The sequence below is a fragment of the Okeania sp. KiyG1 genome (assembly GCF_014132355.1).
Lineage (GTDB): Bacteria > Cyanobacteriota > Cyanobacteriia > Cyanobacteriales > Microcoleaceae > Okeania.
This window is the reverse complement of record NZ_BLZO01000088.1, coordinates 48925-68268: the sequence shown is the minus strand read 5'-3', so window position 1 is coordinate 68268 and position 19344 is coordinate 48925. Positions and strand designations below refer to the sequence as shown.

14 protein-coding genes and 1 pseudogene are annotated in these 19344 nt (G+C 35.4%); 11 read left to right on the top strand and 4 right to left on the bottom strand.

All coding sequences use genetic code 11. The features are described from left to right. Positions 1 to 446: 446 nt before the first annotated feature. Entirely contained in the window at positions 447 to 1511 is a 1065-nt protein-coding gene (gene tilS / locus SAGCYANO_RS19995) for a tRNA lysidine(34) synthetase TilS (RefSeq protein WP_202221666.1), read from the bottom strand. A gap of 39 nt (positions 1512 to 1550) precedes the next feature. Between tilS and SAGCYANO_RS19990 the strand changes: the two genes are divergently transcribed. Further along, on the top strand, positions 1551 to 1958 hold the full coding sequence (locus SAGCYANO_RS19990) for a recombinase family protein (RefSeq protein ID WP_237396401.1): 408 nt from the start codon (positions 1551 to 1553) through the stop codon (positions 1956 to 1958). Beyond that, the gene (locus SAGCYANO_RS19985) at positions 1861 to 3036 is read left to right on the top strand and encodes an RNA-guided endonuclease TnpB family protein (protein ID WP_202221665.1); all 1176 of its coding nucleotides are present in this window, start codon (positions 1861 to 1863) and stop codon (positions 3034 to 3036) included. The genes SAGCYANO_RS19990 and SAGCYANO_RS19985 overlap by 98 nt, the downstream gene beginning before the upstream one ends. 457 nt (positions 3037 to 3493) lie before the next feature. Here the strand turns inward: SAGCYANO_RS19985 and SAGCYANO_RS19980 are convergent. After that, positions 3494 to 4667: pseudogene (locus tag SAGCYANO_RS19980) on the bottom strand (RNA-guided endonuclease InsQ/TnpB family protein); the annotation flags it as partial. Positions 4668 to 5084: 417 nt separating this feature from the next. On the opposite strand from SAGCYANO_RS19980, the gene SAGCYANO_RS19975 reads away from it, so the two are divergent. Together SAGCYANO_RS19975 and SAGCYANO_RS19970 are read left to right on the top strand one after the other, a co-directional pair. Further along, positions 5085 to 5396, top strand: a complete 312-nt coding sequence (locus SAGCYANO_RS19975) for a hypothetical protein (RefSeq protein WP_202221664.1) — start codon at positions 5085 to 5087, stop codon at positions 5394 to 5396. A gap of 598 nt (positions 5397 to 5994) precedes the next feature. Further along, positions 5995 to 6159 carry a hypothetical protein gene (locus SAGCYANO_RS19970; RefSeq protein ID WP_202221663.1) on the top strand — a complete coding sequence of 55 codons (165 nt, stop codon included), beginning with the start codon at positions 5995 to 5997 and terminating at the stop codon, positions 6157 to 6159. A 13-nt stretch (positions 6160 to 6172) separates the two neighbouring features. On the opposite strand, the gene ruvB is transcribed toward SAGCYANO_RS19970, so the two are convergent. Both ruvB and SAGCYANO_RS19960 read right to left on the bottom strand, forming a co-directional pair. After that, on the bottom strand, positions 6173 to 7327 hold the full coding sequence (ruvB, locus tag SAGCYANO_RS19965) for a Holliday junction branch migration DNA helicase RuvB (RefSeq protein ID WP_202221662.1): 1155 nt from the start codon (positions 7325 to 7327) through the stop codon (positions 6173 to 6175). Positions 7328 to 7401: 74 nt separating this feature from the next. Beyond that, positions 7402 to 8628 carry an RNA-guided endonuclease TnpB family protein gene (locus tag SAGCYANO_RS19960; protein ID WP_202221661.1) on the bottom strand — a complete coding sequence of 409 codons (1227 nt, stop codon included), beginning with the start codon at positions 8626 to 8628 and terminating at the stop codon, positions 7402 to 7404. A gap of 172 nt (positions 8629 to 8800) precedes the next feature. Between SAGCYANO_RS19960 and SAGCYANO_RS19955 the strand changes: the two genes are divergently transcribed. From SAGCYANO_RS19955 to SAGCYANO_RS19925, 7 genes are all read left to right on the top strand, one after another. Further along, on the top strand, positions 8801 to 9337 hold the full coding sequence (locus SAGCYANO_RS19955; RefSeq protein WP_202221668.1) for a hypothetical protein: 537 nt from the start codon (positions 8801 to 8803) through the stop codon (positions 9335 to 9337). 1003 nt (positions 9338 to 10340) lie between these two features. Then, positions 10341 to 11192: an ABC transporter permease gene (locus SAGCYANO_RS19950; protein WP_202221660.1), complete on the top strand. Its 852-nt coding sequence runs from the start codon at positions 10341 to 10343 to the stop codon at positions 11190 to 11192. 681 nt (positions 11193 to 11873) lie between these two features. Further along, the gene (locus SAGCYANO_RS19945) at positions 11874 to 13253 is read left to right on the top strand and encodes an ABC transporter ATP-binding protein (RefSeq protein WP_202221659.1); all 1380 of its coding nucleotides are present in this window, start codon (positions 11874 to 11876) and stop codon (positions 13251 to 13253) included. A gap of 1525 nt (positions 13254 to 14778) precedes the next feature. Then, positions 14779 to 15696, top strand: a complete 918-nt coding sequence (locus SAGCYANO_RS19940; RefSeq protein WP_202221658.1) for a class I SAM-dependent methyltransferase — start codon at positions 14779 to 14781, stop codon at positions 15694 to 15696. 459 nt (positions 15697 to 16155) lie between these two features. Further along, positions 16156 to 16353, top strand: a complete 198-nt coding sequence (locus tag SAGCYANO_RS19935; RefSeq protein ID WP_202221657.1) for a hypothetical protein — start codon at positions 16156 to 16158, stop codon at positions 16351 to 16353. Positions 16354 to 16688: 335 nt separating this feature from the next. Next, the gene (locus SAGCYANO_RS19930; protein WP_202221656.1) at positions 16689 to 18293 is read left to right on the top strand and encodes a class I SAM-dependent methyltransferase; all 1605 of its coding nucleotides are present in this window, start codon (positions 16689 to 16691) and stop codon (positions 18291 to 18293) included. Positions 18294 to 18936: 643 nt separating this feature from the next. Then, positions 18937 to 19095 (top strand): hypothetical protein, encoded by a 159-nt coding sequence (locus SAGCYANO_RS19925; RefSeq protein WP_202221655.1) that lies wholly within the window; start codon positions 18937 to 18939, stop codon positions 19093 to 19095. The last annotated feature ends 249 nt before the right edge of the window (positions 19096 to 19344 follow it).

Below are 19344 nucleotides of genomic sequence, written 5' to 3'. Positions count from 1 at the left end.
AGAAGGCAGAAGGCAGAAGGGAAAATTGCTTATTGATAGTCTTCGACACGCCACATTTGTGTCTACAAAACTCAAGCAATTTTAAGCACTGTATAGATGATGGGGTATTAAACCGATAAAAGAAAAGATAATGAGGAACTTATAGTTCTCCGAACCCACCATTAGTTGAACTTAAGATATTTTCTACTAAATTCAGGCAAAGGTAGTTACATCTTAAAATTTGTGATTTATTCCTACAATAAAAAAATCAATATTCCATAAAATCTAAAAATTCAACCTTTTTATTATGTTTTTCTTTACCGAATAATTAATAATTAATAATTAATAATTAAATAATTCGCGCCTTTAAGCCTCCCTTTTAAGGGGAAATAAAGAAATAATATTTCCTTATATTCAATCCTCTCGGTTAAAACCCGAGGTAATTATCAATTATCCATTATCAATTATCAATTAATGAACTGTTCCCTTTTGCCTATATAGACCAATAAAATCCAAGGGTGTTGAACTTTGGCGATCGCTCCACCAGGAAATGGGTCTGTTTGAGAACGGTTAGGAGCATCAATTAGATTTGTTAGCTTTTCAATATGACTGAAGTTAGGATGAATAGGTAAAACTTTTTGTAAAATACGTCTTATTACTCTTCTTTGTAGTGCTAGAGGAACTTCGCGTAATACTAAACGGTTAATATATTTGACCTGTTGAGACTCAAGCTCAGAAATATTCAGATTATCTATATCTATCTTTGTCACTTTCTCTAATAGCTTTTCTGTCTCATTTTCAAGATAATCGACTTCTGCACTTAGTATTTCTGCCGTTTGTGCTAGTGCTAGTTCAGCTTGAGGATTAAACTGGCGTAGCATAGGAAATAATTCGAGGCGGATGCGGTTACGAGCATAACGTAAATCTTGGTTCGTAGAATCTTCCCAAATACCAATTTTTTGCTCTTGACAAAAGTCGCCTGTTTGACTACGAGTAATTTCTAATAAGGGGCGTATCAGTAATAAAGAAGAATTTTCTGTCAGAGGACGTTGCCAAGTCAAAGCTTGTAGGCCATCAGTACCACTACCACGAATTAAATTATATAGGAGAGTTTCTGCGCGATCGCTAGCTGTATGGCCAGTTACGATATATTGACTATTCGACTCTAAGGCAATTTTACTTAAAGTTTGATAACGCCATTTTCTAGCTTCCGCTTCACTTTGATAAACTCGGTCTGCTACTGCTAAAAAGAATGGCAGTTGCCAATTTGTTACTAATTTTTTCACATAATTAGCATTAGCTTCTGAGTCTGGTCGCCATCTATGGTCACAATGAGCTATTGCTAAATACCAACCCCATTTTGATTGTAAATCCAACAGTAATTTAGTTAGACTTATGGAATCTTGACCACCAGATACTGCGATTAATATTCTTTGGTTTTCTGGTAATAATTTTCGTTGACGTAATGTTTTATGTAGTTGGTCATGTAGTGATGTCCAATTTTTATTTGGAGATTGATTTATATGGGGCATGGCATCATGTAAATTATTTAATTCAAAGAAATAAATTGAATGTTTTTAGCTAATGTAGTTAATTTTGCTTTAATATATTTCTGTGAAACTCAGCCGTTAAATCAAACGCCGTTAATTTCTGCAGAAGTTATCAAAGACATTGGCAATGGACTCAACTTTAAGCGAAAAGGTCTTAGAACCATACTGGACAGACTCTTGCGAGGCGATCAGCTCACAATTGTTGTTACCTGTAGGGACAGACTCACCAGATTTGGATTCGAGCTTATACAGTATTTGGTCGAACAACACGGTGGAAAAATCCTGGTTCAAGGGCAAACTATATACTGTCCAGAGTCAGAAATGGTCGCCGATGTTCTCTCTATCATCCACATTTTTTCGGTTCGAGTCCACGGACTTAGAAAGTACAAGCAAAAAATCAAAGAAGATTCGGATTTACCTAAATTGTGAACAAAGGCAATTACTTAGGCAATGGATAGGTGTGGCGAGGTTTACCTATAACCGCACTGTTGAATATCTTCAGCAACCTGATACCAAAGCCAATTGGAAAGCAATCAAAGCAGGAATTTTGAATAATTTACCTGAGTGGTCTAAACCTGTTCCTTACCAGATAAAATCTATTGCCATTCGTGATGCTTGTATAGCAGTTAGAGAAGCAAAAGTTAAGTATAGTAAAACTCGACAGGTTCAGCAGGTAAAATTCAAATCTCGTAAAAACCCTATTCAGTCTTGCTACATACCTAAGTCGGCAGTGTCAGCTAAAGGTATTTACCACACTAAACTAGGCCAAATTAGATTTTCTGAGCCATTACCAGAATCTTTTGGGGATTGCAGAATAGTTATACAGCGAGGAGAATATTACCTGTGCTTACCAGTTGATGTACCAAAACATAATACTGAGAATCAAAATCGAATTGTGGCATTAGACCCTGGTGTAAGAAACTTTCTCACATTATTTTCTGAGAATAGTTTCGGTTGGATAGGTTCCGGTGATATTGGCAAAATTCAAAGACTTTGCTACTACTTAGACGACTTAATATCTAGGTTAACTAAAGCCAAATCTAAAACAAAGCAACGAATGAAAAAAGCAGCTAGTCGAATGAGATTAAAAATTAGGAATCTTATAGATGAACTGCATCACAAAGCTGCTTTGTTTTTGGTTCAAAACTTTGATGTGATTTTACTTCCAACTTTTGAAGTTTCTCAGATGATAATCAAATCCAGCAGAAAACTCAGAAGTAAGTCAGTTAGACAAATGTTGAACTGGGCACATTATAGATTTGAACTTTTTTTGAAACATAAAGCTGTTGAATATAACAAAGTTGTCTTAGATGTTTGTGAAGCATACACTAGCAAAACTGTTAGCTGGACTGGTGAAATTCTGAATAATTTAGGTGGTAGAAAAGTTGTTACTGGCAATGATGGTTTTCGCCTCGATCGCGACTTAAAGGTCCCGCGTGGAATTTTGATCAAAAGCGTGGTAGAAAATTTTTCTACCACATTGGGAGATACCCCCTCAGCAGGTTAATCTTGCTGTGCATTGTTAACAAATGTTAGCAAAATAGTATCGGTAGGCATCTAATAACATTAGTTAGTTCTTCTTATTCTTCTTCGTCTTAATCTTCTCTCAACTAATACTTTTAGTGAGAAAATTTTTGGATTATGTATCTAAACTAGCATTGTCATAGCAAGAGTAATAACTTGTTTAACTCCTTCTTTTACTATTTCAGTTACGACTGTTTCACTGCCTTTACTCAGTAGAGACTTACTCCAAGTTTTGAGATTTTCTTTGAATGAAGGGTGATGATAAATATATCTATAAAGTGTCTATTTCTTCACAACTTTAAACTCAATTGCTCATCGGGCGGAGCAAAACCCAAATGTCTCCAAGCTGCGGAAGTAACAACCCGACCGCGAGGAGTACGCTGCTTGACATCCTCCCGACGCTGCACTTGCGTGACAGCGCGGGATTCCTTAACATCACTGCTAGGGGCTTTCTGTTTCATAGCACCCGCCCTCCGAGACTTGCTCCCTTCGGGTCTTACAGTCGCTCCACAGACTGACACTGCAAGTCCTGCAGCCAAAATATTTATACTAGCGTTAAGATCTCGATCATGGTGAGCTGCACATTCTGGACAATCCCACTCTCTAATATCTAGAGGTAGTTTATCTACTACATATCCACACTCAGAACAACGCTTAGAACTGGGAAAATATCTATCAATTTTGATTAACTCTCGACCGTACCATTCTGCTTTGTATTCTAATTGCCTGACTAATTCTCCCCAATTTGCATCACTTATTGCTCTAGCTAACTTATGATTCTTGACCATGTTTTTTACGGCCAAGTCCTCAACTACAATAGTTTGATTTTCTCTAATTAATTGAGTGGTTAGTTTATGAGTATAGTCAAGTCTTGAATCTTTGATTTTTGCGTGTATCCTAGCTACTTTCAGTCTAGCTTTCTGGTAATTATTAGAGCCCTTGGTTTTTCGGCTGAGTGATTTTTGAGATAATCTGAGTTTCTTATACAGTTTATTAAAATACTTAGGGTTGTTGACTTTTGTGCCATCACTTGTAGCGATGAGACTACTAATACCAACATCAACACCAACTCTTTTTTTGAGTGGTTTGAGTTGGAAATCTCTGTTGTCGTTAAATCTCAAACACACAGACCATCTACCAGAGGGGTCAAGTTTGACTGTAATTGTACTAGGTACACAACCTGGTGGTAATTGCCTACTCCATCTAATCGGTAATGCTTCAGCACATTTAGCTAGGTATACTTGACCATTTTTCCACGTGAATGCTGATGAGCGTAAATTCAGCACTTCCACCATTACGTTTTTTCTTAAAGTTTGGGTATTTAGTCCGTCCACTAAAAAAGTTAGTAAAAGCTGTTTGTAGATGTCTCAAACTTTGCTGTAATGGTACACTGCTGACTTCAGTGAGAAACTCTAAGTCCTCCTGTTTTTTCCAGCTTGTCAGCATGGCCGAAGTTTGCTTGTATCCTACACGCTCCTGTTTCTCGTACCAAGCTTGAGTTCTGGCTGCCAAGGCTTTGTTGTAGATGAGTCTCACGCACCCCAAAGTTCTCCTCAACAAGTTTTCTTGTTCTGGAGTAGGGTAGAATCTAAATTTATACGCTTTCTCAACCATCTACTACTTACTTATCCAACACTTACAGTTTAATATATTATGTGTAAAACCGCAATATGGTTGCGATTCATCCCGACGCTTCCTTGTCAGGAAAGCGCGGGTCTTCTCGCAACATTTAGATAAATCCAATTTGCATCAAATATGGCTCATAAACCTCCTCAATAGTTTGAGCGTCCTCCTCGCCACTTTTGCTATCTGAATAAACTAACAAAATTTATTATATTTGTGCCAAATGGCATTATCTAGGGTGTCCCACCCGCCCTTGCAGATGAGACACCCACATTCCCGGAGTTAAACCGCAAGTGCTTGACAATTGTCCCTAGGAGGAGTTAGTATAGTCACATGATCTAGCATATAAGTTAGGATGCTTGCTAACTAATAAACAAACGTACACAGATTTTAATACAGGGAGTTCTTATGACCATAACTCAAATTAAAGTCACGAAAGCAGACAACGAGCTTTTTCTAATCGCGTCTACTGCGAGAGGCAGTTCCGAATTACTCCACTATAAGTCTGGCGGTAATAAGCCAGTGGATGTCACAATCTATCCCAGCGTGATTCTCGCACCTGGCACCTACTCGCTAACCATGGTAGGGGTGAACTGGGGCGGTCCTTCGGCCTATGAAGTCATCGTCACCGAGGACGACACCGATACCCCATACTCGGGCGGTAGTAGTAGTGGTAGCGTTGGTGTAGACTGGACTCAGACTATTTCGATCAATATCTAGAGCGAACCTCTGCTCCGATCTTCGATTTAGTAGTTTGGGTAGAGCATTGTCAAACATTGAAATCTTGTGAGGGCTCGACTCCTTGGAGTTGGCAGACAACCACAGCTTTGCTATCCCGGTCAAGGAGAAAGAAGGCGATAACTGCGTAATCATTCCCTGACTGAAAAGCCCAGAATTCCTTGCACCTTTCAGGGAATGCCATCGTCGAGGCTTTGCCTCTAGCTTAAAATGATGCAAGATCATCCAGTACAAACTGGGTTTCTATAGTTTATTTATTTATCTCAACGTTGGTTGAAGACCCGCGCTCTCCCGAAGGGGAGCGGAGAGATGGGAAAACCAATCAATTTTGCGGCGCATGTCAATAGTGTGTTAGACTTAGAAATATGGCTGCTGGGCTAGCAGTGTCAGTCTGTGGAGCGACTGTAAGACCGAAAAGAGGCTCGACCTTGGAGGCTGGTGCATTGAAGCAGAAAGGCCTAATCAGCGATGGTTAGGAATCCCGCGCTGTCACGCAAGTGCAGCGTCGGGAGGATGTCAAAAGGAATTTTAAGCACTATTAGAAGATCTTGCCCAAAATCCTACAACTGCAAATGAAGCTTTGGCAGAAATAGCGATTCAACAGCAAATAAATAATCATCCAACTCTCAGGCAGCAACTAATCAATGTTTACCAAGCAGGGGGTATTGAGACATTAAAACCCACATTCCGCACTTCAATTCAAAAAACTACAACAAAAACAAATAGCTTACTTCCAAAATCATAACTAAATTAAAATTTCACAGTTTTAAACTCAACTGCTCATCGGGTGGACTAAAACCCAAATGCCTCCAAGCTGCAGCCGTCACAACCCGACCACGAGGAGTGCGCTGCATAAACCCAATCTGCATCAAATATGGCTCATAAACCTCCTCAATAGTTTGAGCATCCTCCCCTGTTGCTGCTGCCATTGTCTCTAAACCAGCAGGCCCACCATTATAATTTTCAATCATCGTCCTCAATAAATTACGGTCTGTCCAATCTAAACCTAGAGGGTCAACATTAAACAACTCTAAGGCTTCACTTGCTACCTCAGCATTCACAGGGGTCAACTTTTTCACTTCCGAATAATCTCTCACTCGCCGAAGTAAACGATTAGCAATTCGAGGCGTACCCCTGGAACGACGGGCAACCTCCTCAGCACCATCCTCTGTAATAGCTGTATTTAAAAGTTTTGCTGCTCGGAGAATAATTAGACTCAGTTCATCAACCTCATAAAAACGTAACCTCTGGATAATTCCGAAGCGATCGCGCAGAGGGGAAGTTAGAGACCCAACCCTAGTAGTTGCTCCGACTAGAGTAAAAGGTTTGAGAGGAATACTCCGAGTCTTAGCAGTTTTACCTTGACCCACTGTAATATCTAGCCGAAAATCTTCCATCGCCGGATATAGAATTTCTTCTGTCATTTTGGAAAGGCGATGAATTTCATCTATAAACAGAACATCCCCTTTTTGTAAACCTACTAGCAACCCTACTATATCTCTAGGTTTTTCAATAGCAGGAGCAGTAGTAATTTTACAGTTAACTTCCATTTCTGCTGCCAATATTAGAGACATGGTAGTTTTCCCTAACCCTGGCGGGCCATAAAGTAGCAGATGGTCTAAAGGTTCTTTTCTTGATTTGGCCGCCGAAATCGCAATATTTAATACTTCTTTCAGGTCTTTTTGTCCGATATATTCCGCTAACTTTTGAGGTCGGATTTTTTCTTCATTTTTACTATTATTTTTGTCTTCAGCAGTTGCCTCTATTTCTAATAAAGCTTCTATTTCATCTGTTTCACTTTTGGACTTTGATTTTTTGGTTTTATACGAACTTTTACTTTCTGAAGCTAAGAAAATGTTTTCATCTGGCCTTTCTGGTTGTGGAGATTGTTTTTTGGAAGATATTATGGCCATAACTGGAAAATGAGAGCTAAGTTATTTATTGATTATCATAGTTCATAAAAATATAGTCACAATAAGACATATCCTTATTTTGCAGGTGTTATCCTGACTGGGTGAACTACAACACCCTCTATCCCATAGTCAAAAACATTTGGGACTGCTTTTCTCATAATGTTCAAAGAACCATTAACATCAGCATTAATTAATCCTTTGTTGGCGGTACGATACAAACCTCTTTTTACTCTTTTTCCTGAGAAAGTGACTTGATTTTTCTGACCTTTTCTGTATACAGGAAGAATATCATTATCTATAAAACTTGCTTTTGAGGTATAAGATTCTTCTGTAATTATTACATCTATCCCTACCATCTTAGCTTTATAAGATAACATTTCTATTAACTTGTTATAGGGGACAGATACAAAATTTTGATTATTTTTCTTCCCTAGATTTATCTTCTGCTTCCAGTCTTCATTGTGCCCTATTATCAATGTTCCTATTTTCTGATTAGTTAGAGTATCAATAATCAAACGAGATGATTTATGAAGATAATCATTGATTTTAAATTCTCTTTGATTACAAAGTTTTTTCAGCCTCTTACTTGATTGATTTTCCCGGAGTTGAGATTGCAGGAAGCTTTTGACTTTATTATAGTATTGATTTATAGATTTTAACGGTCTGCCATTTATCAAGATTGGTTTGATTCCGGCTTGATTAAAGGTTAATGTAGCTAAGTTGTTTAATCCTATATCAATACTGGCACAACGATTTTTTTCTAACTCGTATTGTTTTTGAGTAGCTTCATAAATGACCTCTATTACATAATGATTAAGTCTAGGGACGAGACGAATTTGTTTAATTTGTGAAGTAGGTACTAATGTTTTTAGATAGATCCCTGTTTTACTGGGATTAATAATTCCTTGCTTTAATTGCCTCTTGCTGATAGCTTGTGTTGTATAAACTACAATATTTCTTCCCGTTACTTTATTTTTATATCTAGGAAGACGAGGATGAGATTTAAACTTTGATGGGTTCTGTTGATAAATTTTGTTCGCTGCTAAAAAGCTTTTCCAGTTTCTATCTAGTATCATCAAGATTTGTTGAGATACTTTGGCTGGCATTGCTTGATAATCTGATTGGGTAGAGAGTGTTTTTTGCAGATCGTAATAGTCAAGATAAGTATTTTCAAATATGAAAGACTTACGAACCAAATAATTAGCATAATTATAGAGATTTTTCGACAAGAGACATAGTCGGTCAATTTCCAGATAAAACCGATGTTTTTTTTGAATAATATGTCTCTCAACTAATCTCATAAATCAAGGGGGGTTAGATTATATTAATATTCGATAATTTAGGATTTTTATGATTATTTAGTCTGGAATTATTAGCCAATTTAATTGTAGCATTAAATATCAGGCCTTTAGACTATATTTATGTACAATGTTTATCATACTAGAAAGTATATTTAAGAAAATGTCCCAAGCTATGAAATCAACATCATTGTCCGTAAAAGAAAATATAACATTTGAAGAAGCACTGGCCCTGACTCAAGAAATAATGTCCGAGATGGAAACAGGCCAGCTATCGGCAGCAAAGATAGAAGAATTAATTGGAGATTTAGTCAAGAGGAAAGATACTGCTAGAGCATTTTTTGCTATTTATCTGAGAGACCCTAGACCCTTAGTAGATAATCCCTCACCATCAATTATCAGAGCCTTAGAATCATCTCCAGAAACAGTGACAGAATTATTAGTTAAAAGTCTGGCCATGTCTTCTGGAATGGTGGTCCACCATCAAAGAAACCAAGACCAAGAGGCAGCTAATGAATCACAAACAGTGCGATCGCGCATCACAAAACTAATAAAGAGCCTAAATATACCAAGTATACAAGGCAATATTCAGGAGCTATATCAAAGCATAACTACAGATCGAGGTAATTACAAAGACTTTCTCCAACAATGGGGTTACGACTGCGAACAATTAAAAGCTATGGAACAAGCAATAGAACCCTTACTCAACTAGAAAATATTGTTTGAAGTCAATTTAAACTTATAATTATATCATGTATATCTGGCAAATACTTTAGATAGAAAAAAGTATTTTTGCCAATCCCCTGATATAATCTCAAAAACCGTACCTATCTACTGGCAGAGAATGATATTGACATCCTCCCCGGCCTAAAGGCACGGGGATTCCTACCGAGCCGTAGCTCCTCAGCGAGTTGACGTCTCACAGGCTGCTGCTACCGTAGGCGGTAGTCTTACACTTGCCTCCACGTCCGCGCACGAGTCTCAGAATGCCCTCCCGCGACTTATCAAGAATTCTTATGGATGCTGATCTGTGCCTCCAAGTTTAAGCTGCTCATTGACCTGAAAGCTTCCCTTGTTCAGCTCTCAACTGAAGGAATCTCGACCTAATCTTCTTTTCTACAGTATTTATGAGACAAGGCGGGTATATAACCAATTTCATTATAGCATAGTATAGAAAGTCGCCCGCTTATGGGCGAGGCCTTAAACCCAATTTTTCGGTAAAAATTTTTTGCTCAGTAGGTAGAGACATTTAGCACCAACCGCCAGAAGCCCCGCGCTATATCCTTCCGGATTAGCGACGGGATGAATGGTGGGCAAAATGCTGGTAAAGTAAATGATGTAGGTAAAGTCATTTCAAGAGCTAACCGCCGCCTACAAAACGATCCTAGACAACGGAAGGTACAGGGTTTTACAAGGAATTGTGCATTCAAAGTACAGCTTGATTGTATGTAAAACTTTCACCGAACGTAGGTAGAGCGAGAAATTAATCTCTACTCCTTCTCCGGTGGGGCAGCACGGGGAAGTAAAACCAAAGTTTCTCCTGCGGAGCCGCTGCGCGAACGTGAAATGTCCGACGGGTTACCAGGAGTCAACGAGAAGCCCGCGCTATAGCTCGCAAGAGTTTAGCGACGGGAGCTGTCACATTACAAGCGTTTGTCATCAGACAATTTTGCTTGAGTTTGGTGTAGAGGAAAAAAACGGAAAATAGTAGGACTATGAAAGGAATTGTCCGCAAAACTAGCAGGGTTAGTAGTTGGCTAACTGTGGTAAATACTGATTGGTTGGTAAATTTGAACCTGCTATTAACATTAGTACGAAGAGATTTAGAAGCTAGATATAAAGGTTCTATTCTGGGGAATTTATGGCCACTACTTAATCAACTATCCCAACTTTTAATTTATACTTATGTATTCTCAATTATTCTTAAAGTCAAGCTTAACCTAGAAGGGCTACCTGAAGATAGTAAGGTGACATTTGGATTATGGTTATTTGCTGGGTTGATTCCTTGGCTGGCTTTTACTAATGGATTAACTCAAGCTTCTGGATGTGTGATTGGGCAGCCCAACTTAGTCAAAAAAGTAGTATTTCCCCTTAGTTTATTACCCTTAGTTCCGGTTTTTTCAACTTTTATAGAAAGTACATTTGGATTAATAGTTTTAACAGGAATGGTATGTATATCATCTGGGGTACTCCATCAAACATTATGGCTATTACCGATAGTATTTTTACCGCAGCTTTTATTGACGGCAGGTTTAGGTTATTTCACCGCAGGATTAACAGTATTTTTACGGGATATTCCTCAGACTTTAGGAGTAATTTTAAATCTTTGGTTTTACGTTACACCAATAGTATATCCGGCATCTGTAATTCCTGAAAATTGGCGAATATGGGTATTTTGGTGTAATCCTTTAACAGCGATCGCTGAAGTATATCGAGACCTGGTTTTAGTAGGAGAAATTAAACACTGGGGAGAATTAGGAATTGCTGCTTTTATGTCTGTATTAATATTTTATTTTGGCTTGTGGGTGTACATAAAATTACGTCCGGCTTTTGCAGATGTTTTATAAATAAAAATACCTTCTTATATCAAATAGATAGTATAGTAATGGTCACAAATACTTACTTTTTCAATAATCAAAGCTCTCTGAAAATTTTGCCTTGTGGTTTTACATAAAATTACGTCCTGCTTTTGCAGATGTTTTATAAATAAAAATACTTTCTTTTATCAAATAGATAGTATAGTAATGGTCACAAATACTTACTTTTTCAATAATCAAAGCTCTCTGAAAATCGAATAATTAAGTTTGAAAGTCTCTGATTTAAATAGGCAATAAATCAAAAAAATCCTGTTTGTCAATACTCTGAATTTGGTAGTCGTGTATAGTAATGGTATATAGAAAAAAGGAATACCAGGAATAGGAGCAAGATTCTCCGACTGTTCTTGTAACAAACATTGTCGGATAATGCAAGACAATTACAATGCACAAACACCCTTAATTTTAAGGATAGTTCAATAATTGATAATTAATAATTACCTCTCCCTAAAAGGAAGAGGATTGAATAAAAGGAAAATTTTTTCTTGTTTCTCCTTGAAAGGAGAAGCTTTAAACCTTAATTATTAGGTAATAATTAATAATTAATTATTAATTGTTAACTACCAGTCTTACCTGTTATATAAAAGATGAAAAAGTGTTTCCTGACGGAAATGCTGAAATTCTAATAGCTAGTTAATATTTCCCAGAAAATTCATGGCTGAAACTGTAATTTCACTGCAAAATGTTTCTAAATGCTTTAAACGATATGCGCATCCGGTAGACCGTTTAAAAGAAATTCTATTCCCAGGAAAAAGTCGTGCTGATGAATTTTGGGCAGTGCAAAATATAAGTATAGAAATAGAAAGAGGGCATACTTTAGGAATTGTCGGGCGGAATGGTTCGGGGAAAAGTACTCTTCTACAAATAATTGTTGGTACTCTTACACCAACAACTGGAACGGTAAAAGTTCAAGGTAGAGTTTCTGCACTTTTGGAGCTTGGGAGTGGATTTAATCCAGAGTTTACAGGTAGGCAAAACGTTTTTTTTAATGGTCAATTATTAGGATTAAAACCATCAGAAATAGAAGAAAAATTTGATAAAATTGCTGATTTTGCCGACATTGGAGATTTTATTGACGAGCCTGTAAAAACTTATTCTAGTGGAATGTTTATTAGGTTGGGATTTGCTGTGGCGACAAGTGTTGACCCAGATATTTTAGTAGTTGATGAGGCACTTTCGGTGGGAGATGAAGCATTTCAGAGAAAGTGTTTTGCTCGTATTCAAGACATTCAAGAAAGGGGAGGAACAATTTTATTTGTATCTCATGCTGCTTCGACAGTTGTACAACTTTGTGATTCAGCAATTTTGATGGATCATGGTGACATGTTGCTTTATCATGCTCCTAAATATGTGGTATCTAAATATCAGAAATTAATTTATGCTTTTCCTGATAAAATTCCATCAATTAGGGAAGAAATTCGTCAGATTCCTAATTTAACAGTTAAGGATTTCTTGGATGATGAAGAAACAGATGAAAAATCATCTCAATCAGAACAAAGTAGTGAAAATAAAATTTCAGAATCAACAGAATATGAAGAAATTTATGACCCGGAAATGATACCTTCAAATACGATACATTATCCTAATAAAGGGTCGGAAATTATTGACCCTCATATTATTACTTTGGATGGTAAGAGGGTAAATCATTTAATTAATCGTCGAGAATATTACTATACTTATACAGTAAAATTTATTAACTCTACATCTAAAGTTAGGTTTGGAATGTTGATTAAAACTCTGAGTGGATTTGACTTAGGTGGAGCATCGTTACATGGTTATACTAAATCATTAGAATATGTAGAAGCACAGCAGAAGGTTATAGTGAAATTTAAGTTTAAATGTTTGCTAAATCCTGGGGTATATTTTTTAAATGCTGGAGTTGTTGGTATGGCAGGTGACCATCTAACTTATTTATCCCGTTGCATTGATATTGCTATGTTTAGAGTGCAACATTGTAGTGATTCATGTGGTACGGGAGTAGTTGACTTTTTAATAGAACCTAGTTTAAGTATTAGAAATATGACATTTATATAGCAATTACCATGGTGGTGAAGTACAAAATTCGTTTGTTTTTGGCAACAGGCAATAGGCAATAGTCAATAAGCAATAGTGAAGTAAAGATAAAAGTGTACCTCACGCTTATTGAGAAATGCTATATAACTTTGAAGAAAAGGAGTTAGGTAGAGTTTATGTCTATAAGTAAGTAGACAAAATTATTTGTATATAAATTTGTCGTTTATCCTTTGATAGATATATGACATAGCAATCAAAAATACACAATTAATTCTGTCTAGGTACTTAGAGCAACCCACAGGAGTTTGGAGTTACCAGAAATACAAGTATATTAATGCTAATAGTTGTGGGAAAAATTTTACCGAATAATTAAGGTTTAAAGTCTCTCCTTTAAAGTAGAAACAAGCGGTCGAGGGATGGATGGGTTTCCTAGTCATATCCAATCGACCAAGAGAGAAAAAATTTTCATAATTAGTCAAGCCTCTTCTTTTCAAGGATAGGTAATTATTAATTATTAATTGTTAAATTTAGCTATTTAAGGAGAAAGAAATAAAATTAATTTTAAAGTAGATATAAATACTTTTAATTACAGCCGTAAATTATAGCAGTTTCCTTAACATAAAATTCAGATATTTTGGCTTAAAGGTAAAAGGCAGAGGTTTTGTAGTCTACCTTTTACTTATGTATAACGGAAGAAAGGAGAAAGAAGGAAAAGTTTTACTTTGTCTGAGTTTTAATTTTTTGAACTGTTTTAACCTTTCCTTCGACTGCTATAAAATTAATGCAGTAAAATAAGGTTCAGTTAATAATTTTTTTGGCAAATATCTAATGTAAAAAGCTAATTTTAACCCTCTCTATCAGATGAATTTTTGTCTGCTCTGAAGCGGATTGAATTACAGTAAAATTATTAAAAACTTTTATTTTTCTTTTGCAGATTTAATACTCCACCGTCATTTCAGTTATCAGTTAACAGTAGCTTCTACTGTTTGTGCAGCATTACCTAGGAAAGCAGAAGGCTTAAAATACAGAATTTTCTTTTTTATCCTCTATACAAGAGGAAGCTTGAAATCTAATTTTTTGGTCAAAGGGAGTGCTTAAAATTGTTTGAGGTTTGTAGAAACGAAGTAGTCCCTCGTTGACTATTCCCATACAATTTTCACTTTTGATTTTTGCCTTCTTCAATAAAAACTTTTATTTGTACTTCTCTTAAAATCTAATATCAAGCATGAAAAAAAATGTTACGAATAGTAAGAGGAATAAAAAGACAAATGCAGAATATGTTCTTTGACAAAAAAAATGATTTTTGACCTGAAAAATGGTATTGAAGCTATTAATTCTGACTCCTGACTCCTGACGCCTGACTCCTAACTCCTAAGAAATATCCTAGCTATTTGTAGCAAATATTGATCAATTTGGTATAACACCTATTTAAAAATATGAATCCTAAAAAAATGAAGTAGATAATCAGTTAATTATAGATACATTTATTCAAGACCAAACTAGAAAACCTGAAAAAGTAAAAGTAAATATTCATCCACAGGATGAAATGTATCTCTATGCTTTGAAAAATACTGAAGGAAAGATTTATGAAGCACTACTACGATATTTTTCTAATGGCAAAAGAATATTAGATGCAGTTAAACAAATTGTAGAATGGCATTTTGATGGCTTTGAAAATATCTCTTCTTTTCTAGATTTTGCTAGTGGTTATGGGCGTTTTAGTAGATTTTTAGTTCAGGAAATACCAGCTCATAAAATTTGGATTTCTGATATTTATTCTCAAGCAGTAGAGTTTCAAAAAAAATTGCTTGGAGTAGAGGGTATAGTTTCAACTAATCATCCTGAAGATTATCAACTCAATGAAAAATTTGACTGCATTTTTGCCTGTTCATTTTTTAGTCACACTCCTAAAAAAACTTTCAGTGGTTGGTTAGAAAAGTTATATAGTTTGTTGAGAGAAAACGGCATATTAATTTTCAGTACTCATGATTTATCTTTAATGACTATAGAGACAGAAATAGATGCAGAAGAAATTTACTTTACTCCAGAAAGTGAAAGTCTTTTTCTCAAAACTGAAGATTATGGAGTTACTTATGTGGGAGAAAAATGGGTAGGTAAAATTATTCACCAAGCAACTAAGGGAAAAGCAAAATGGCATCGGATTAAAAAAGGTCTTTGTGGATATCACGATCTATATATTCTTTGGAATAAAGAAGGAAGAAGGAAGAAGGAAGAAGGAAGAAGTTATAAAATCAAAAGTCAAAATTCAAAAGTTATAAAGGAAGAAGTTTTTATCAATTCAAAAGTCAAAAGTCAAAATTCAGAAGTTGGAAAGGAAGAAGTTGGAAAGGAGAAGCTATCAATTCAAAAGTCAAAAGTCAAAATTCAGAAGTTGGAAAGGAAGAAGTTGGAAAGGGAGAAGCTATCAATTCAAAAGTCAAAAGTCAAAAGTCAAAAGTTATAAATGAAGAAGTTGGAAAGGGAGAAGCTATCAATTCAAAAGTCAAAAGTCAAAATTCAGAAGTTATAAATGAAGAAGTTGGAAAGGAGAAGCTATCAATTCAAAAGTCAAAAGTCAAAAGTCAAAAGTTATAAATGAAGAAGTTGGAAAGGGAGAAGCTATCAATTCAAAAGTCAAAAGTCAAAATTCAAAAGTTATAAATGAAGAAGTTGGAAAGGGAGAAGCTATCAATTCAAAAGTCAAAAGTCAAAAGTCAAAAGTTATAAATGAAGAAGTTGGAAAGGAGAAGCTATAAATTCAAAAGTCAAAAGTCAAAAGTCAAAAGTTATAAATGAAGAAGTTGGAAAGGAGAAGCTATAAATTCAAAAGTCAAAAGTCAAAAGTCAAAAGTTATAAATGAAGAAGTTGGAAAGGGAGAAGCTATCAATTCAAAAGTCAAAAGTCAAAAGTCAAAAGTTATAAATGAAGAAGTTGGAAAGGGAGAAGCTATCAATTCAAAAGTCAAAAGTCAAAATTCAGAAGTTGGAAAGGAAGAAGTTGGAAAGGGAGAAGCTATCAATTCAAAAGTCAAAAGTCAAAATTCAGAAGTTGGAAAGGGAGAAGTTGGAAAGGGAGAAGCTATCAATTCAAAAGTCAAAAGTCAAAAGTCAAAAGTTATAAATGAAGAAGTTGGAAAGGGAGAAGCTATCAATTCAAAAGTCAAAAGTCAAAAGTCAAAAGTTATAAATGAAGAAGTTGGAAAGGGAGAAGCTATCAATTCAAAAGTCAAAAGTCAAAAGTCAAAAGTTATAAATGAAGAAGTTGGAAAGGGAGAAATTGAGGAACAAATAGATAAATTATTAAACTTTTATTGTCATCCTGATGGTGGTTGTAGAAGTATTGAAGTTACATCCACAGGAGACATTTATATAGAAGGATGGGCAGCAGATATTAATCCTGAAGAAAAAGTAGAAGAAGTAGCTGTTTTAGCAAATGGAATAAAAGTAAAAAGCTGTTTGCCAAAATACGAAAGTCAAACCCAAAAATATCAATGGTCATGCACCATTAACAGTGAATATTTATCCCCAAATGGCACGATATTGGTCAAAATTATTAATAATTTCCATTTAGAGCGAGTCGTTAATATTTTTCCAGTTAATTCCATTGTCTTATTACCACCAAACCATCTGTTACTTAGAATTAGTGGCAACTCCAGTGTGAAAGCTTTTCTTAGTTCATTTGATGACCTCAAATATACAGTAAAAAATTATCTGCAAAAAGCAGGATTTAATTTTCATCAATTTGAGAATATTCTAGATTTTGGCTGTGGAGTAGGGCGTTATTTAATGGCATTTAAACCAGAACTTTTCCCCAATCAAAAACTATTTGGTTGTGACGTTTTTCCTGAATGTGCTAAATGGTGTCAAGAAAATCTCAAATTTGCCACAGTTAAACATAACGATATTCAACCTCCATTACCTTTTGAAAATAATCAATTTGACCTAGTTAATGCTGTCTCAGTATTCACACACCTACGTTTAGATTTACAACATCTTTGGGCCTGGGATATTTATCGGGTATTACGTCCTGGTGGAATATTATTTATGACACTTCACGGACCTCAATTTTTTCCGATAGTTTATGATATTTTTCGCACTGGAAATACTCATCAAGCTGAAATGTACAGTATTGGAGAAGAGGGATTATTTTTGTATCTAGACCATCAAGGAGAAACGGACGGTCAAGGTCAACATACTGTTGCAGCATTACATACACCAGCAGCTTATCAGGAAATATTTTCTATGTTCAAACATATTAAAAGATTTCCTCAAAGTAATATGGCAAATGGGCAAGATTTATATATTTTACAAAAGCCAATTTCTGGTGGTTTAGTTGCTCAACCTTTAAGAAGGAAGAAGGAAGAAGGAAGAAGGAAGAAGGAAGAAGTTTTTATAAAGTCAGAAGTCAGAAGTCAGAAGTCTTTAAGTAGGAAGGAAGAAGGAATAAGGAAGAAGGAAGAAGTTTTTATAAAGTCAGAAGTCAGAAGTCAGAAGTTAGAAGTTAAGAATTTTGGGAAGAAGGAAGAAGTTGGAAATGCAAAGGAAGAAGTAATAGGAAAAAGGATAGAAGTGGAAAAAATACTCATATCTGATAATGAAGAAACTAAAAATTTGTCGGATAAAATATTGTCTGATAGCCAAACAAATAGGCAAGTAAAAACAGAAGTTGAGGAACTACCTTTATTTGATGGTGGAGAAACTTGGAAATTTGCTGAGAAAATTTTACCGGGTAGTCATAAGTGTCAGACTGAAATTAAATTTCAAATTGAAGGTCAAAAAAGATTTCGAGTTTATCCACAAATAGAACCTATTGCTGCTTATTCAATAGAATGTGAAATTGAGATTATTAAAAGTGAGGATGGAAAAATATTAGTACAAAAAACTATTCCTTTTAATCACAATCATATATTTGGCAAAACTAATTATGCGGTAGTAGAGATAGAAATTCCTCGGTATTTTGGGGAAGTGGTTGTCAGATTAACTACTGTAATTACAGACAGAATATCTCTAGCACTAGAGCAGGAGGTAATGGTATCTTGGAATTTTGCAAATTTTGCTTAATATCAGGAGAAAAATTAGATGAAATTATATGGGGTAGTACAGGTAAAAATTCTTCAGTATTTTGGGGAATTAGTTGTGAGATAAAATGCTGTAATGACAGACATAATATCTCTAGTATCAGAACATATAGTAGGGGTTAACGACCGTTAACCCAGTATCTTGAAATTTTGCAAATTTTGCTTAATATCAGGAGAAAAATTCAATCAAATTATATGCAGTAGTAGAAATTTATCTGATACGTTTTTTCTTCTTCTGTGTTCCCTGTTCCCTGTTCCCTAAAAGTTTCCAATATCTCATAACTTAAATCATATTTCTATAGTTGTCAGATTAACTGCTGTAATTGCTGATTAATTATTAATTAGGGTTTGCTGAAAAAGTCTTTTAGTAGGGGTAGGAGACAGGAGAAATGGGAATGAGCGAGGAGGTAGGAGTCAGAATTGTCCCTTTATTTTTCTGCCCAAATCTTGACCAAAATCCTAAATTTTTGAACCATTGCCACTTAAAAACTCGCACTTTTTGATACTTAAAAAGGCTAAAACCTTTATCTATAAATACTTTTAGATTTAATCAGCAAGCCCTAATTATTAATTATTTAGTATCTTGAAATTTTGCAAATTTTGCTGAACATCAGGATAAAAATTAGATGGAGTTATATGAGGTAGTAGAAGTAGAAATTCCTCAGTATTCTGGAGAAGTATTTGTCAAATTAAATGCTGTAATTACAGACAGAATATCCCTAGTGCACGATGGCGGAAATAACTGGTTACAAAATCCTAAAAAATTACAAATCAAAAATTATTGACTTTTAAATGCTAGACTTTTAACTTCCGATTTCTTTCGGTGTCAAATGTGTAATACCAATTCCCATGCATTATTGCTACACTTGGGCAGTACTTCAGTTGTCAATTGTTAGGTACAAGCAAAAAAGTAATTTTGCTAATTTTAGCTTGCGTTAATGTTAATTATTCTTATGTTTGCTTCTCCCCCACTCCTCCACTCCCCTACTCCCCTGCTCAACAAAATGTAGAAAAGTTTTTGAGAAATTGTATAA

Bases quoted from the DNA above. Each gene is read 5' to 3' on its own strand.
- SAGCYANO_RS19945 (WP_202221659.1), top strand. From the start codon at position 11,874: ATGGCTGAAACTGTAATTTCACTGCAAAATGTTTCTAAATGCTTTAAA.
- SAGCYANO_RS19950 (WP_202221660.1), top strand. From the start codon at position 10,341: ATGAAAGGAATTGTCCGCAAAACTAGCAGGGTTAGTAGTTGGCTAACT.
- SAGCYANO_RS19925 (WP_202221655.1), top strand. From the start codon at position 18,937: ATGGAGTTATATGAGGTAGTAGAAGTAGAAATTCCTCAGTATTCTGGA.
- ruvB (WP_202221662.1), bottom strand. From the start codon at position 7,327: ATGGCCATAATATCTTCCAAAAAACAATCTCCACAACCAGAAAGGCCA.
- SAGCYANO_RS19955 (WP_202221668.1), top strand. From the start codon at position 8,801: ATGAAATCAACATCATTGTCCGTAAAAGAAAATATAACATTTGAAGAA.
- SAGCYANO_RS19935 (WP_202221657.1), top strand. From the start codon at position 16,156: ATGAAGAAGTTGGAAAGGGAGAAGCTATCAATTCAAAAGTCAAAAGTC.
- SAGCYANO_RS19985 (WP_202221665.1), top strand. From the start codon at position 1,861: ATGTTCTCTCTATCATCCACATTTTTTCGGTTCGAGTCCACGGACTTA.
- SAGCYANO_RS19940 (WP_202221658.1), top strand. From the start codon at position 14,779: ATGTATCTCTATGCTTTGAAAAATACTGAAGGAAAGATTTATGAAGCA.
- SAGCYANO_RS19960 (WP_202221661.1), bottom strand. From the start codon at position 8,628: ATGAGATTAGTTGAGAGACATATTATTCAAAAAAAACATCGGTTTTAT.
- SAGCYANO_RS19975 (WP_202221664.1), top strand. From the start codon at position 5,085: ATGACCATAACTCAAATTAAAGTCACGAAAGCAGACAACGAGCTTTTT.
- tilS (WP_202221666.1), bottom strand. From the start codon at position 1,511: ATGCCCCATATAAATCAATCTCCAAATAAAAATTGGACATCACTACAT.
- SAGCYANO_RS19990 (WP_237396401.1), top strand. From the start codon at position 1,551: ATGTTTTTAGCTAATGTAGTTAATTTTGCTTTAATATATTTCTGTGAA.